This is a genomic window from Halomonas sp. 111, assembly GCF_052379685.1.
GTDB lineage: Bacteria > Pseudomonadota > Gammaproteobacteria > Pseudomonadales > Halomonadaceae > Vreelandella > Vreelandella citrativorans.
In genome coordinates this window covers 44583-59244 of sequence record NZ_JBQSYV010000014.1, presented here as the reverse complement: position 1 = coordinate 59244, position 14662 = coordinate 44583, and the positions used below count along the sequence as shown (strand labels likewise).

Below are 14662 nucleotides of genomic sequence, written 5' to 3'. Positions count from 1 at the left end.
CCGTTAAGATAGGCGTTTTCCCAGTTGGGGCAAGCACATGACCATCGGTAACCTGGTGCGTTTGTTGAGCGATGGCAATGTTCACTCTGGTGAACAATTAGGCGAAACGCTGGGCGTTTCGCGGGCTGCTGTATGGAAACAGCTAAAAAAATTGGAAGCCTTGGGCGTGGAATTGGTGGCGGTCAAAGGGAGGGGCTATCGATTAGCCCACCGCCTTGAGCCATTGGAAGGTGCCCGAATTGTTGAGCACCTGCCTGCTCAGGCACGCCATTTGTTGACACGATTATTTGTCGAAGACCAGTTGCCTTCAAGCAATGAGTATCTGCGTCAGCGATTTAATCAGGGTGCGGGGCATGGCGAAGTGTGCCTGGTTGAACTCCAAACCGCCGGTCGTGGTCGCCGTGGGCGCGTATGGACAACCCCGTGGGGGCAAAGTTTGATGCTCTCGTTGGGCTGGCGCTTTGACGCGGGGGTAGCCTCGCTTGAAGGGTTAAGCCTTGCGGTAGGCGTGGTTGTGTCTCAGGTGCTTGAGCAACTGGGCGCTGCGCCTAAGCTAAAATGGCCCAATGATATTCTGATGGTGGATGCAGGCGACGAGCTGGGCAAGCTGGCTGGCATATTGATTGAGGTGACGGGCGATGCGGCGGGGCCTTGCGAGGTTGTGATTGGCATGGGCATGAACCTGTCGTTAACCGAGTCTCAGCGCGCCGCCATTGATCAGCCGGTAGCTGCGCTGTTTGATGTGCATGCCGGGCATACGCGAAATCAGTTGGCGTCAGATGTTGTGGCGGGGCTTCTGAGCATGCTGGCAGATTTTGAGCACGTCGGTTTTGCCGCATGGCGCGATGAGTGGAATGCGCGCCATGCGTATGTAGGCGCGCCGGTACGCATCATTCAAGGGGAGCGCGTCAGCGATGCGATCGCAGGCGACGTCGATAACAGCGGTAACTTATGGGTTACTGAAAACGGTCACTCGCGGCGCTTGGCAGGCGGTGAGATCAGCGTACGCAGGCGCTTATGATTCTGGATTTGGATATCGGTAATACCTTGTCGAAATGGCGGCTCAAGGATGCCGAAAGTAGTGAAATACGCTCGCGCGGTGCTGTCTGGACGCGCGAAGAGTGGCGCCCAGGGGCGGATATTCCAGACCTTGATGTGGTTGAGGCCGTACGTATTTCAAGCGTTGCCCGGGCCGCTGTGTTGGAGGAGACGGTGACGCTGCTGCGCCACAAGGTGCGCCATGTCTATGTGGCGCACTCAACACCTGAAGCGTTGGGCGTTGTTAACGGCTATGAGGAGCCCTCTCGGTTGGGGGTCGACCGATGGATGGGAGCGCTTGCCGGGTACCAACTGGCCGGAGGCTGCTGTGCGGTCGACTGTGGTAGTGCAATCACTATTGATTTTGTGCTGCCTGGTGGTATGCACCTGGGGGGCTTTATTATCCCGGGACTGCGGCTAATGAAAGAGAGCTTAAAGCTGGGTACCCGCAATGTCGCGATTGATCCTGAAAGCGAGGCGGACGCTTTGCTGGAGCCTGGGCGTCGCACCGTCGATGCGGTTAATCACGGGATTTATATGGCGGCTGTTAGCGCGATTAACCGTATTTATAGCGAAGTGTGCGATCAGCAGGGCATTGCGCTACCCGTGCTGTTAACAGGCGGCGATGCACGCGTGGTTTCTCGAGGCGTGCAGGTGCCTCACGCGGTATGGCCTGATATGGTGTATGGGGGACTTGAGGCCAGTTTTCCGCTTACCTTCACTGAACGAGCAGGAAAAATGGCCGGTGCGCCGCGTGTGCCTGAGCCTGTATCGTTAGAAAAAATTCGCGCAGGGCTTGCATTCTCTATGCTGCTTTGACAGAATGCAGCGCGTTCCAAGGCAGCTAACAGATGCGCTAGCATCGCAAGCTACGATAAATTAAGTAAATATCTAGCTTGACAGTGTTTTGGAGGCTGGCATAATGTGCCGCCAACGCTGGAGAGATTCCCGAGTGGCCAAAGGGAGCAGACTGTAAATCTGCCGCGAAAGCTTCGAAGGTTCGAATCCTTCTCTCTCCACCAGATTTAAGCAGCAGCGACGTTTGTCGGTGTTGTGGGATGAAAGCCGGTAGAGGGCATTGTCTATCGTTCGGCGTGCAGCGGCTTGTAATCCATGCAGCAGTTACGCGGGCGTAGTTCAACGGTAGAACCTCAGCCTTCCAAGCTGATGGTGCGGGTTCGATTCCCGCCGCCCGCTCCAGTTGATGTGATTTGGCTCATGTAGCTCAGGGGTAGAGCACACCCTTGGTAAGGGTGAGGTCGACGGTTCAATTCCGTCCATGAGCTCCATATTTTGAGAAAAGCGAGCGAAGCTCGCTTTTTTTGTTTCTGAGTTCGTCTCTGTTTGTAGAGCGCTGCATGTTTTGAGTGTTCGATGCAGAGTGGGGTTGTCAGGTGGTTATTTCTCCGCTATCATGGCGCCCGCTGTTGTGTAGGCTTTTCTTTGCCTGTGCAGCGATGATAGGCCAGTGGCTCAATTGGCAGAGCAGCGGTCTCCAAAACCGCAGGTTGGGGGTTCGAGTCCCTCCTGGCCTGCCAACCTTCCCCAGGTTGGCATGTTTTTTTTCAGAATTCCTTTATTGTAGCCGCATCCCAAGGAGTCTCGTTTTATGAAGCCTGGTTCTGTAAAGCACGGTACCGAGGTGCAGCAGGCGCGCCATGACGGGCTTAAGTGGGCTGTGGTTGCAGCGCTGCTTGTCGTTGCTGTCGTTGGTAATACCTATTTCGCCGATATTGGCTTGCTCTACCGCGTATTAGGTGTGGTGGTGTTGTGTGTGCTTGCAGGTTTTATCGCACTTACCACTACTAAAGGTCGCGACTTAACAGAGCTTGCCGTAAGCGCCAAGAAAGAGATTCAGCGCGTTGTATGGCCGACCCGTCCCGAGACTATTCAAACCACTGCGATTGTTCTGGTGGCGGTTCTCGTGGTGGGGTTGATGCTGTGGTTGATTGACACTCTTCTTGGCTGGGCAATGTCCGGCGTCATTGGTTAGGAGTTTTCATGTCCAAACGTTGGTACGTCGTCCACGCCTATTCCGGTTTTGAGAAGCATGTTATGCGCTCACTGATTGAGCGCGTAAAAATGTACGGTATGGAAGATCGTTTTGGCGAAATTCTGGTGCCGACGGAAGAAGTCGTGGAAATGCGCGACGGCAAACGCCGCAAGAGTGAGCGTAAATTCTATCCCGGCTATGTATTAGTCGAGATGGAGATGGCCGATGAGACATGGCATCTCGTTAATGAGACTCCGCGCGTTATGGGCTTCATTGGCGGAACGAAAGAGAAGCCGGCTGCAATCACGACCCGTGAAGCGGACGCTATTTTGCGTCGCGTTAAAGACGGGACCGATAAGCCGCGGCCCAAGACAATGTTTGAGCCGGGCCAGTCGGTACGTGTTATCGATGGTCCTTTTGCCGACTTCAACGGTTTGGTTGAAGAAGTCAACTACGACAAGAGCCGTTTGCAGGTCAGTGTATTGATCTTTGGGCGTGCAACACCTGTCGAACTTGAGTTTTCTCAGGTCGAGAAAGAGTAAGGCGCAGGTTAAGAAAACGTCGTAAATTCGTAAGAGGCAGCCGTTGGCTGTCTCGCTAGTCCCGGGGAGCCGCAAGGCGCTATTACCCAATTGGAGTATTTACCATGGCCAAGAAAGTCCAGGCTTATATCAAGCTGCAGGTAGCTGCAGGTAAAGCCAATCCAAGTCCGCCCGTAGGCCCAGCACTGGGTCAGCACGGTGTGAACATCATGGAATTTTGTAAGGCGTTTAACGCAGCGACTCAAGAGATTGAGCCGGGTCTGCCAACGCCTGTCGTGATCACTGTCTACTCTGACCGTAGCTTCACGTTCGTTACCAAAACACCGCCTGCTGCCGTGCTGCTGAAAAAAGCCGCTGGTATCAAGTCGGGTTCTGGTGAGCCGAACAAGAAGAAGGTCGGTACCGTGACGCGCGAGCAGATTGAAGAGATCGCCAAAACCAAGGAGCCTGATCTGACGGCTTCTGATCTCGATGCCGCCGTACGTACTATCGCAGGCAGCGCTCGTAGCATGGGCCTTAACGTGGAGGGTCTCTGATCATGGCTAAACTGTCTAAGCGCGCGAAGGTAATTCGCGAGAAAGTAGATGCCAGCAAGACGTACTCTCTGGAAGAGGCGGTCGCACTGCTTTCTGAGCTGTCTACTGTTAAGTTCAATGAGTCTGTTGATGTCGCGATCAACCTGGGTGTTGATCCGCGTAAATCTGACCAGGTCGTTCGTGGCGCAACTGTCATGCCTAACGGTACTGGTAAAGATGTACGCGTAGCGGTCTTCACTCAAGGTGCTAACGCCGATGCTGCTAAAGAAGCAGGCGCTGACATCGTGGGTATGGATGAGCTGGCTGAGCAAGTGAAGAAAGGCGTGATGGATTTTGACGTCGTTATCGCTTCTCCGGACGCTATGCGCGTTGTTGGTCAGTTGGGCCAGATTCTTGGTCCGCGCGGCCTGATGCCGAACCCGAAAGTCGGCACCGTAACGCCTGACGTTGCAACCGCAGTTAAGAACGCCAAGGCCGGTCAGGTACGTTTCCGTACTGACAAAAACGGTATTATTCACACGACACTGGGTAAAGTGACGTTTGATGCTGCGTCTGTTCAAGGCAACCTGGAAGCGCTGGTTGCTGACCTTAAGAGGCTCAAGCCGAGCTCTTCTAAAGGTATTTACTTTAAGAAAGTCACCCTGTCCACTACCATGGGCCCAGGTCTGACTATCGACCACTCTGCGTTGGTATAAGCAGACCGTCGACAGGTTTAAGTAAGAACCGAGCAAGAACTTTGCGGTCCTCTGGTTAGGTAAGCCTACTGGAGCACCGTCAAAGACCGCAGGTGCCGCGTTGGATGTTTTTATCTCAGCGCGGCTTAATTGCCTAAAGCGCCTGCGCAGATGGTGTGGCCGCCAGTTGGTTGAAGCTTTTTAGCGACATTGCTTTCTGGTGAGCACCATCCCCTAAGGCTTCCAGTGCTGGTTAGAGTAGGCCTGGAAGAGATGGTAACCTCCGGCGCCTTAAAAAGGCTCCGGCACGAAGGAGTGATCACTGTGCCACTAGCACTTGAAGGCAAGAAAGCGATTGTTGCCGAGGTCAGTGAAGCGGCCAAGGGCGCACTCTCCGTCGTAGTTGCCGATTCTCGCGGTGTCACGGTCGGTAAAATGACCGATCTGCGCAAGCAGGCACGTGAGAATGGTGTAGAGCTGCGTGTTGTTCGTAACACGCTGGCTCGCCGCGCCCTCGAGGGCACTCAGTGGGAGTGTCTGAACGAGAGCTTTGTTGGTCCGACTCTGTTGGCTTTCTCTACTGATCATCCGGGCGCTGCCGCTCGTTTGTTCAAGGATTTTGCTAAAACTGAGCAGAACTTCGAAGTGAAGGCGTTGGCCTACGAAGGCGAACTGATCCCGGCTGCTGACATCGACCGTCTGGCAACCCTACCGACTTACAACGAAGCAATTGCCAAGTTGATGTCGGTAATGAAAGAAGCCTCCGCTGGCAAGCTGGTTCGTACCCTGGCCGCTCTGCGCGATCAGAAGCAAGAAGAAGCTGCGTAAGCAGACCTTTTTGCAGGCAGCGTGAACGCTATGTCGGTTGCGTTGCCTGAACCGAGCAATGAATCCCGAGTTCTCGGCCGACCGAGACTCCCGCAAAGTTAGGAATGAAAAATGGCACTGTCTAAAGACGATATCATCAATGCTGTAGCCGACATGTCCGTAATGGAAGTTGTTGAGCTGATCGAAGCAATGGAAGAGAAATTCGGCGTATCAGCTGCTGCAGCTGTTATGGCTGGCCCGGCTGCTGGCGGCGAAGCTGCTGCAGAAGAGCAAACTGAGTTTGACCTGGTTCTGACCGCTGCTGGTGACAAGAAAGTTAACGTCATCAAAGCAGTTCGCGAAATCACTGGTCTTGGCCTGAAAGAAGCTAAAGGCGCTGTTGACGGCGCTCCGGCAACGATCAAAGAAGCCATGTCCAAAGACGACGCAGAAGCAGCAAAAGCGAAGCTGGAAGAAGCGGGCGCAAGCGTCGAGCTCAAGTAATTCTTGTGCTGACGGCTTTACGCGCTGCGTAAGCTTCCACGGCTGGCGGCGGGTTTTCCCGCTGCCGGCCTTTTTCTGTTGCAACGTTAAGGTTGCAACAGAAACACAGTAATACCGTTGTTGTAATACTGTTATCGATCAAGATTTTCGACGGCGAGCTACCGGTTTAGGAGCTTGCTGTCTGCGTCTGACACGCCCGCGCAGGGCAGCGATGACCACGCATCGGTCACCCATGGTGAACAAGCTGGGGAATACAGATGGCTTACTCATATACTGAGAAAAAACGCATCCGCAAGGATTTCGGCAAACTGCCCCAAGTGATGGATGTGCCTTACTTGCTGGCCATCCAGCTTGATTCCTATTACGACTTTCTCCAGCAAGATCGTTCGCCTGATGAGCGTCACGAAGTTGGCCTGCATGCGGCGTTCAAGTCCGTTTTCCCGATCGAGAGTTTCTCGGGCAACGCGGCACTTGAGTACGTTAGCTATCGCTTTGGTACGCCGGCGTTCGATGTTAAGGAGTGTCAGCTGCGTGGCGTGACCTATTCCGCCCCGCTGCGCGTCAAGGTTCGCTTGATCATTTATGATCGCGATTCCTCGAACAAGGCAATCAAGGATATTAAAGAGCAAGAAGTCTACATGGGGGAAATCCCCTTGATGACTGAGAACGGTACCTTTGTTATCAATGGTACTGAGCGGGTTATCGTTTCCCAGCTCCACCGCTCTCCCGGTGTGTTCTTCGATCACGACAAAGGCAAGAGCCACTCTTCTGGTAAGTTGCTCTACTCTGCTCGCGTAATTCCTTACCGTGGTTCCTGGTTGGACTTCGAGTTCGACCCCAAAGACAACGTGTTTGTACGTATTGACCGTCGCCGTAAACTGCCGGCCTCGGTGCTGATGCGTGCGTTAGGCATGAGTACTGAAGAAATCCTTGGTGAGTTCTTCGAAACCAGCGTTTTCCACATCGAGAAGTCTGGCTTCTCCGTGGAGCTGGTACCCTCGCGTCTGCGCGGCGAAACCGCCACCTTTGATATCAAGGATGGCAACGGCGACATCATTGTTGAAGAAGGTCGTCGGATTACTCAGAAGCACATTCGTCAGCTTGAAAAAGCCGGCCTTGAGCGTCTGGAAGTACCGATGGAATACCTGTTCGGTAAAACGCTGGCCAAGGATCAGATTGACACCAAAACCGGTGAGTTGATCTGCCCGTGCAACACCGAAATTACCCCTGAAGTGCTTGAGCGCATGGCGCAAGGCAGCATCAAGCGCATTGAAACGCTTTACACCAACGACCTCGACTGCGGCTCGTTCATTTCCGACACCTTAAAGTTGGATACGACTGGCTCCGCACTTGAAGCGCTCGTTGAAATTTATCGCATGATGCGTCCCGGCGAGCCGCCCACAAAAGAGTCTGCCGAGACGTTGTTTAACAACCTGTTCTTCTCTGAGGACCGCTACGACCTGTCGGGCGTAGGCCGCATGAAGTTCAACCGTCGCCTGCGTCGTGAATCCGATACTGGTTCCGGCGTACTGGATCGCAAGGACATCCTCGATGTGCTGCGCGAGCTGATCAATATCCGTAACGGCTTTGGTGACGTTGATGATATCGATCACCTGGGTAACCGTCGTATTCGCTGTGTGGGCGAAATGGCCGAGAACCAGTTCCGTGTCGGCCTGGTACGCGTTGAGCGTGCGGTAAAAGAGCGTCTTTCCATGGCGGAAAGCGAAGGCCTGATGCCCCAGGACTTGATCAACGCCAAGCCAGTTGCAGCGGCGGTGAAAGAGTTCTTCGGTTCAAGCCAGCTGTCCCAGTTCATGGACCAGAACAACCCACTTTCGGAAGTTACCCACAAGCGTCGTGTGTCTGCACTCGGCCCGGGTGGTTTGACCCGTGAGCGCGCTGGCTTTGAAGTACGTGACGTACACGCCACGCACTACGGCCGTTTATGCCCGATCGAAACACCTGAAGGACCGAACATCGGTCTGATCAACTCGCTGGCCACCTACAGCCACACCAACAGCTACGGCTTCCTCGAAACGCCGTACCGTAAGGTGAATGCGGGTCAGGTAACTGACGATATTGTGCACCTCTCTGCTATTGAAGAGGGCGACTACATCATCGCTCAGGCTTCTGCAGCGGTAGATGAGTCCAATAAGCTTTCTGACGACCTGGTTCAGGTGCGTCACCGTGGTGAAACCACCTTTATGCGTCCTGAGCAAGTGACGCTGATGGACGTTTCTCCTCGCCAGGTCGTGTCGGTGGCGGCTGCCCTGATTCCGTTCCTGGAGCACGATGATGCTAACCGCGCCTTGATGGGTGCGAACATGCAGCGTCAGGCCGTTCCTACTCTGCGTGCTGACAAGCCGCTGGTGGGTACCGGCATGGAGCGTTTCGTTGCGCGTGACTCTGGCGTATGTGCCGTAGCGCGTCGTGGCGGCGTTATCGACTCGGTAGATGCGCGTCGTGTGGTAGTACGGGTTAGCGAAGATGAGATCATCGGTGGTGAAGCCGGCGTTGATATCTACAATCTGACCAAGTACACCCGCTCGAACCAGAACACCTGTATGAACCAGCGCCCCATTGTGCGTCCTGGCGACAGCGTTGCACGTGGCGATATTCTGGCTGACGGCCCGTCTGTTGACATGGGTGACCTGGCACTGGGTCAGAACATGCGCATCGCGTTCATGCCCTGGAACGGCTACAACTTCGAGGACTCCATTCTGCTCTCTGAGCGGGTCGTTCAAGAAGACCGTTTCACCACGATCCACATTCAGGAACTGACCTGTGTGTCTCGCGACACCAAGCTAGGGCCGGAAGAGATCACCTCTGATATTCCCAATGTCGGTGAGTCCGCGCTGGGTAAATTGGACGAGGCGGGCGTCGTGTACATCGGTGCTGAAGTTGGCCCGGGCGACATTCTGGTCGGTAAGGTAACGCCGAAGGGTGAAACCCAGCTGACGCCAGAAGAGAAGCTGCTGCGTGCGATCTTCGGTGAGAAAGCGTCTGACGTAAAAGATACCTCCCTGCGTGCTCCTACGGGCATGAAAGGTACGGTTATCGACGTTCAGGTGTTCACTCGCGACGGCGTTGAAAAAGATTCACGTGCGCTCTCCATCGAGCAAATGCAGCTGGATGAAGTGCGTAAGGACCTGCAGGAAACCTACCGTATTGCTGAAGACGCAACGTTTGAGCGTCTGCAGCGTACGCTGGATGGCCAAGCGGTTAACGGCGGTCCGAACCTCAAGAAAGGCGACGTGCTGGACGAGGCTTACCTCGACGAGCTGCCGCGTCAGCAGTGGTTCAAGCTGCGCATGCAGGATGAGGCTTACAACGAGCTTCTGGCACAGGCCGACGAGCAGTTGGAAAACCGTCGTAAAGAGATGGACGAGCGTTTTGAAGACAAGAAACGCAAGCTGACTCAGGGCGATGACCTGGCGCCTGGCGTGCTCAAAATCGTCAAGGTTTACATGGCGGTCAAGCGCCGTATCCAGCCAGGCGACAAGATGGCAGGTCGCCACGGTAACAAGGGTGTTATCTCCGCGATTATGCCGATCGAAGACATGCCGTTCGATGAGAAGGGCGAGCCGGTCGATGTGGTACTTAACCCCTTGGGTGTACCGTCGCGTATGAACGTGGGTCAGATTCTTGAAACTCACCTGGGAATGGCAGCGCGTGGTTTGGGTGTCAAAATCGACGCTATGCTACGTGATGCGCGCGGCCAGCAGGTTGCCGAGATCCGTGACTTCCTTGGCCAGGTATACAACACGCCGGGTGCGCGCCTTGAAGATCTGGATTCGCTCAGTGATGACGAAGTTATCGCGCTGGCGAAAAACCTGAAAGGCGGTGTCCCCATGGCCACGCCGGTATTTGATGGTGCCGAAGAGCACGAAATCAAACACTTGCTGAAGCTTGCTGACATCCCTGAGTCTGGCCAAATGGTGCTGCACGATGGCCGTACCGGTGATGCGTTTGATCGCCCGGTCACCGTCGGCTACATGTACATGCTGAAACTGAACCACTTGGTAGACGACAAGATGCACGCTCGTTCTACCGGCTCTTACTCGCTGGTTACCCAGCAGCCCTTGGGTGGTAAAGCACAGTTCGGTGGTCAGCGCTTTGGTGAGATGGAAGTGTGGGCGCTGGAAGCCTATGGCGCGGCCTACACCCTGCAAGAGATGCTCACCGTCAAATCGGACGACGTCGAAGGCCGCACCAAGATGTACAAAAACATCGTGGATGGCGACCACACCATGCAGGCAGGCATGCCGGAATCCTTCAATGTACTCGTGAAGGAAATCCGCTCGCTGGGCATCGATATTGAGTTAGAGAGCTAGGAGCCGTGCTATGAAAGATTTGGTGAAAGTACTCAAATCGCAGTCTCAGTCCGAAGAGTTTGACGCGATCAAGATTACTCTGGCGTCGCCGGACATGATTCGCTCCTGGTCGTTTGGCGAGGTGAAGAAGCCTGAGACCATTAACTACCGTACCTTTAAGCCGGAGCGGGACGGTCTGTTCTGCGCCAAGATTTTTGGCCCGGTAAAGGATTACGAGTGCTTGTGCGGTAAGTACAAGCGCATGAAGCACCGCGGCATCATTTGTGAAAAGTGTGGCGTTGAAGTCACCAAGGCAGCCGTGCGCCGTGAGCGCATGGGGCACATTGAGCTGGCCTCGCCGGTTGCTCACATCTGGTTTTTGAAATCATTGCCGTCGCGTATCGGCATGTTCCTCGATATGACCCTGCGTGATATCGAACGCGTGCTGTACTTTGAGTCCTTCGTTGTTATCGATCCAGGCATGACCACGCTTGAGCGTGGTCAGCTGATGAACGATGAGCAGTACTTTGAAGCCCTTGAAGAGTTCGGCGATGACTTCGATGCCCGCATGGGTGCCGAAGCGGTGCAAGAACTCCTCAAAGATATTGATCTTGAAGAAGAGATAAACACCCTGCGTGAAGAGATTCCGCAGACTAACTCTGAAACCAAGATCAAGAAGCTTTCCAAGCGTTTGAAGCTGCTGGAAGCGTTTTACCACTCCGGCAATGCGCCGGCGTGGATGGTCATGGAAGTGCTGCCTGTCCTGCCACCGGATTTACGTCCGCTGGTACCGCTGGACGGCGGCCGCTTCGCGACCTCCGATCTCAACGACCTTTACCGTCGTGTGATCAACCGTAACAACCGCTTGAAGCGTCTGCTCGACCTTAATGCGCCGGATATCATCGTGCGCAACGAGAAGCGTATGCTTCAGGAAGCGGTCGATGCTTTGCTTGACAACGGTCGTCGTGGCCGCGCGATCACGGGCTCCAACAAGCGCCCGCTGAAGTCGCTCGCCGACATGATCAAAGGTAAGCAGGGTCGTTTCCGTCAGAACTTGTTGGGTAAGCGCGTCGATTACTCGGGCCGTTCGGTGATTACCGTGGGTCCTACTCTGCGCCTGCATCAGTGTGGTCTGCCGAAGAAAATGGCACTGGAGCTGTTCAAGCCGTTTATCTACTCCAAGCTTCAGTCGCTAGGCTTCGCCTCAACGATTAAAGCCGCGAAGAAAATGGTTGAACGCGAGCTGCCGGAAGTGTGGGACATCCTTGCCGATGTTATCCGCGAACACCCGGTACTGCTTAACCGTGCACCGACGCTTCACCGTCTGGGTATCCAGGCGTTTGAACCGCTGCTGATCGAAGGTAAAGCGATCCAGTTGCACCCGCTGGTGTGTGCGGCCTACAACGCCGACTTCGACGGTGACCAGATGGCGGTACACGTGCCGCTGACCCTGGAAGCCCAGCTCGAAGCCCGTGCGCTGATGATGGCGACCAACAACGTGCTGTCGCCCGCCAACGGCGAGCCGATCATCGTGCCGTCGCAGGACGTTGTTCTGGGTCTTTACTACATGACCCGTGAGAAGATCAACGCCAAGGGCGAAGGCATGGTGTTCTCTGACCTCAACGAGGTTGAGCGCGCCTTCGGTACTCAGTCGGTATCGCTGCACGCCCGTGTCAAGGTGCGTCTGGACGAGGTCGACATCGAAGAAGAGACCGGCGAGAAGTCATTCCATCGTCGTCTATACGAAACCACGGTTGGCCGTGCGCTGTTGTTCCGCATTCTGCCTGAAGGCGTGCCGTTTGCGCTGATCGACCAGCCGATGAAGAAGAAGGCGATTTCTGGCCTGATCAACGAAGTATATCGCCGCTCCGGCCTCAAGCCGACGGTCATCTTCGCTGACCAACTGATGTACACCGGTTTCCGTCTGGCGACCTGGTCCGGCGCCTCTATCGGCGTTAACGACTTCGTCATCCCGGATGCCAAAACCGAGATCGTCGACGCGGCCGAAGCTGAAGTCAAAGAGATCGAAGACCAGTTCTCTTCTGGCCTGGTAACTGCGGGCGAGAAGTACAACAAGGTTATCGATATCTGGTCCAAGGCCAACGATAAAGTCGCCAAGGCGATGATGACCGGTATTTCCAAAGAGACCGTTATTGACCGCGATGGCAACGAAGTTGAGCAGGAATCGTTCAACAGCGTCTTCATCATGGCCGACTCCGGTGCACGGGGTAGTGCCGCTCAGATCCGCCAGTTGGCGGGTATGCGTGGCCTGATGGCCAAGCCGGATGGCTCGATCATCGAGACGCCGATCGTGGCCAACTTCCGTGAAGGCCTGAACGTACTTCAGTACTTCATCTCGACCCACGGTGCACGTAAAGGTCTGGCGGATACGGCTCTGAAAACGGCTAACTCCGGTTACTTGACGCGTCGTTTGGTGGACGTGGCCCAGGATCTAGTGATCACCGAGGTTGACTGTGGTACTGAAAACGGTCTGACCCTGCACCCGATTATCGAGGGTGGCGACATCATCGTACCGCTATCACAGCGCGTATTGGGTCGTGTGGTTGCGTTGGATGTGGTTGATCCAGGTACTGAAGAAGTCCTGATCCCACGTAACACGCTGCTTGACGAGAAGTGGTGTGCTGAACTCGACACCATGGGTGTGGATGAGATTATCGTACGCTCAACCATTACCTGTGACACACCGCACGGCGTATGTTCGTCCTGTTACGGACGTGATCTTGCCCGCGGTCACCAGGTCAACATCGGTGAATCTGTCGGTGTTATCGCCGCTCAGTCAATCGGTGAGCCGGGTACCCAGCTGACCATGCGTACGTTCCACATCGGTGGCGCGGCATCGCGTTCATCGGCCGTCGATAGCGTACAGGTCAAGCACGGCGGTAAGGTTCGTCTGCATAACATTAAGCACGTAGAGCGTACCGACGGTAAATTGGTCGTGGTATCGCGTTCTAGCGCCCTGGCGGTTGCTGACGATCACGGTCGTGAGCGTGAGTACTACAAGCTGCCCTACGGTGCTGAGCTTTCCGTGCGCGACGGTGACGTGGTTGATGCCGGTGCGATGGTTGCCAAGTGGGATCCGCACACCCATCCGATCATTGCTGAAGTAGAGGGTAAGGCGCAGTTCATCGATCTCGACGAAGGTGTCACCATGCACCGCTCAGTCGACGAGATGACCGGCCTCTCCTCTATCGAAGTCATTGAGTCCGCCGCCCGCCCGATGGCTGGCCGCGACAAGCGTCCGATGGTCATGCTGCAAGATGCGACCGGTGAGTACGTGTCGGTTTCCGGCTCGAACACGCCAGTGCAATATCTGCTGCCAGGCAATTCCATTATCTCCGTTGATGATGGTTCTACCATCGGTGTGGGTGAGGTAGTTGCCCGTATTCCGGTTGAGGCATCAGGTAACAAGGATATCACCGGTGGTCTGCCGCGCGTTGCTGATCTGTTCGAAGCACGTAAGCCGAAAGAGCCGGCAATCCTTGCCGAAATCAGCGGTGTGGTGAGCTTCGGTAAAGAGACCAAAGGCAAGCGTCGTTTGACGATTACGCCAGGGTCTGGCGATCCGTTTGAAGCGCTGATCCCGAAATGGCGTCAAATCGCCGTCTTTGAAGGTGAAAGTGTTGAGAAGGGTGAGGTCATCTCCGATGGCCCGAGCAACCCGCATGATATTCTGCGTTTGCTCGGCGTAGCGGAGCTTGCCAAGTACATTACGGCCGAAGTGCAAGATGTTTACCGTCTGCAGGGCGTAGGTATCAACGACAAGCACATCGAAGTTATTGTGCGTCAGATGCTACGTAAGGTCGAAATTGCCGATTCAGGCGATTCTGACTTCATCACCGGCGACCAGGCTGAGCTTGTGCGCGTGCTGGAGCAGAACGCTCGTCTCGAAAAAGAAGGTAAATTCCCGGCGAAGTATCAGCGCTTGTTGCTGGGTATCACCAAGGCCAGCCTTGCGACCGAATCGTTCATCTCTGCGGCCTCCTTCCAGGAGACAACCCGCGTACTGACCGAGGCGGCCGTTACCGGCAAGCGCGACTATCTGCGCGGTCTGAAAGAAAACGTGGTAGTTGGGCGTCTGATTCCGGCAGGTACCGGTCTGACTCACCACGCTGAACGTCGCCGCAAACGCGAAGACGTTGAGCGCCTGTTCAATCCCTCAGCGACTGAGGTAGAGCAGGAGCTTGGAGCACAGTTGACAGCACTTGATTCTGACGACGAGCTCTAAAAAACGAGT

10 protein-coding genes and 4 tRNA genes are annotated in these 14662 nt (G+C 55.1%); all 14 read left to right on the top strand.

All coding sequences use genetic code 11. From position 1 onward, the window contains the following. The first annotated feature begins 37 nt into the window (after positions 1-37). The 14 genes from ACT3T7_RS11820 (at position 38) to rpoC (ending at position 14653) form a co-directional block, all read left to right on the top strand. Complete coding sequence (locus ACT3T7_RS11820; RefSeq protein WP_172117725.1) at positions 38-1021, top strand: biotin--[acetyl-CoA-carboxylase] ligase; 984 nt, start codon at positions 38-40, stop codon at positions 1019-1021. Beyond that, positions 1018-1857 carry a type III pantothenate kinase gene (locus ACT3T7_RS11815; RefSeq protein ID WP_172117724.1) on the top strand — a complete coding sequence of 280 codons (840 nt, stop codon included), beginning with the start codon at positions 1018-1020 and terminating at the stop codon, positions 1855-1857. Before ACT3T7_RS11820 ends, ACT3T7_RS11815 begins: the two co-directional genes overlap by 4 nt. Before the next feature lie 119 nt (positions 1858-1976). Beyond that, a tRNA-Tyr gene (locus ACT3T7_RS11810) sits at positions 1977-2060 on the top strand. Positions 2061-2164: 104 nt separating this feature from the next. After that, positions 2165-2238 (top strand) — tRNA-Gly (locus tag ACT3T7_RS11805). Positions 2239-2252: 14 nt separating this feature from the next. Beyond that, positions 2253-2327: transfer RNA gene (locus tag ACT3T7_RS11800), tRNA-Thr, on the top strand. A 173-nt stretch (positions 2328-2500) separates the two neighbouring features. Further along, a tRNA-Trp gene (locus ACT3T7_RS11795) sits at positions 2501-2576 on the top strand. 71 nt (positions 2577-2647) lie between these two features. Next, on the top strand, positions 2648-3031 hold the full coding sequence (gene secE, locus ACT3T7_RS11790) for a preprotein translocase subunit SecE (protein ID WP_172117723.1): 384 nt from the start codon (positions 2648-2650) through the stop codon (positions 3029-3031). Positions 3032-3039: 8 nt separating this feature from the next. Further along, positions 3040-3573, top strand: coding sequence for a transcription termination/antitermination protein NusG (nusG, locus tag ACT3T7_RS11785; RefSeq protein WP_172117722.1), 534 nt, complete (start codon positions 3040-3042; stop codon positions 3571-3573). A 104-nt stretch (positions 3574-3677) separates the two neighbouring features. Further along, positions 3678-4109: a 50S ribosomal protein L11 gene (gene rplK / locus ACT3T7_RS11780; protein WP_172117721.1), complete on the top strand. Its 432-nt coding sequence runs from the start codon at positions 3678-3680 to the stop codon at positions 4107-4109. A gap of 2 nt (positions 4110-4111) precedes the next feature. Continuing rightward, a complete protein-coding gene (rplA, locus tag ACT3T7_RS11775; RefSeq protein WP_172117720.1) occupies positions 4112-4804 on the top strand; it encodes a 50S ribosomal protein L1 in 693 nt (230 codons plus the stop codon). A 303-nt stretch (positions 4805-5107) separates the two neighbouring features. Then, the gene (rplJ, locus tag ACT3T7_RS11770; protein ID WP_106374976.1) at positions 5108-5611 is read left to right on the top strand and encodes a 50S ribosomal protein L10; all 504 of its coding nucleotides are present in this window, start codon (positions 5108-5110) and stop codon (positions 5609-5611) included. A 111-nt stretch (positions 5612-5722) separates the two neighbouring features. After that, on the top strand, positions 5723-6094 hold the full coding sequence (gene rplL, locus ACT3T7_RS11765) for a 50S ribosomal protein L7/L12 (RefSeq protein ID WP_087108966.1): 372 nt from the start codon (positions 5723-5725) through the stop codon (positions 6092-6094). A 257-nt stretch (positions 6095-6351) separates the two neighbouring features. Then, positions 6352-10428 carry a DNA-directed RNA polymerase subunit beta gene (gene rpoB / locus ACT3T7_RS11760; RefSeq protein ID WP_172117719.1) on the top strand — a complete coding sequence of 1359 codons (4077 nt, stop codon included), beginning with the start codon at positions 6352-6354 and terminating at the stop codon, positions 10426-10428. 10 nt (positions 10429-10438) lie between these two features. Then, positions 10439-14653 (top strand): DNA-directed RNA polymerase subunit beta', encoded by a 4215-nt coding sequence (rpoC, locus tag ACT3T7_RS11755; protein WP_444631137.1) that lies wholly within the window; start codon positions 10439-10441, stop codon positions 14651-14653. Positions 14654-14662: the final 9 nt, after the last annotated feature.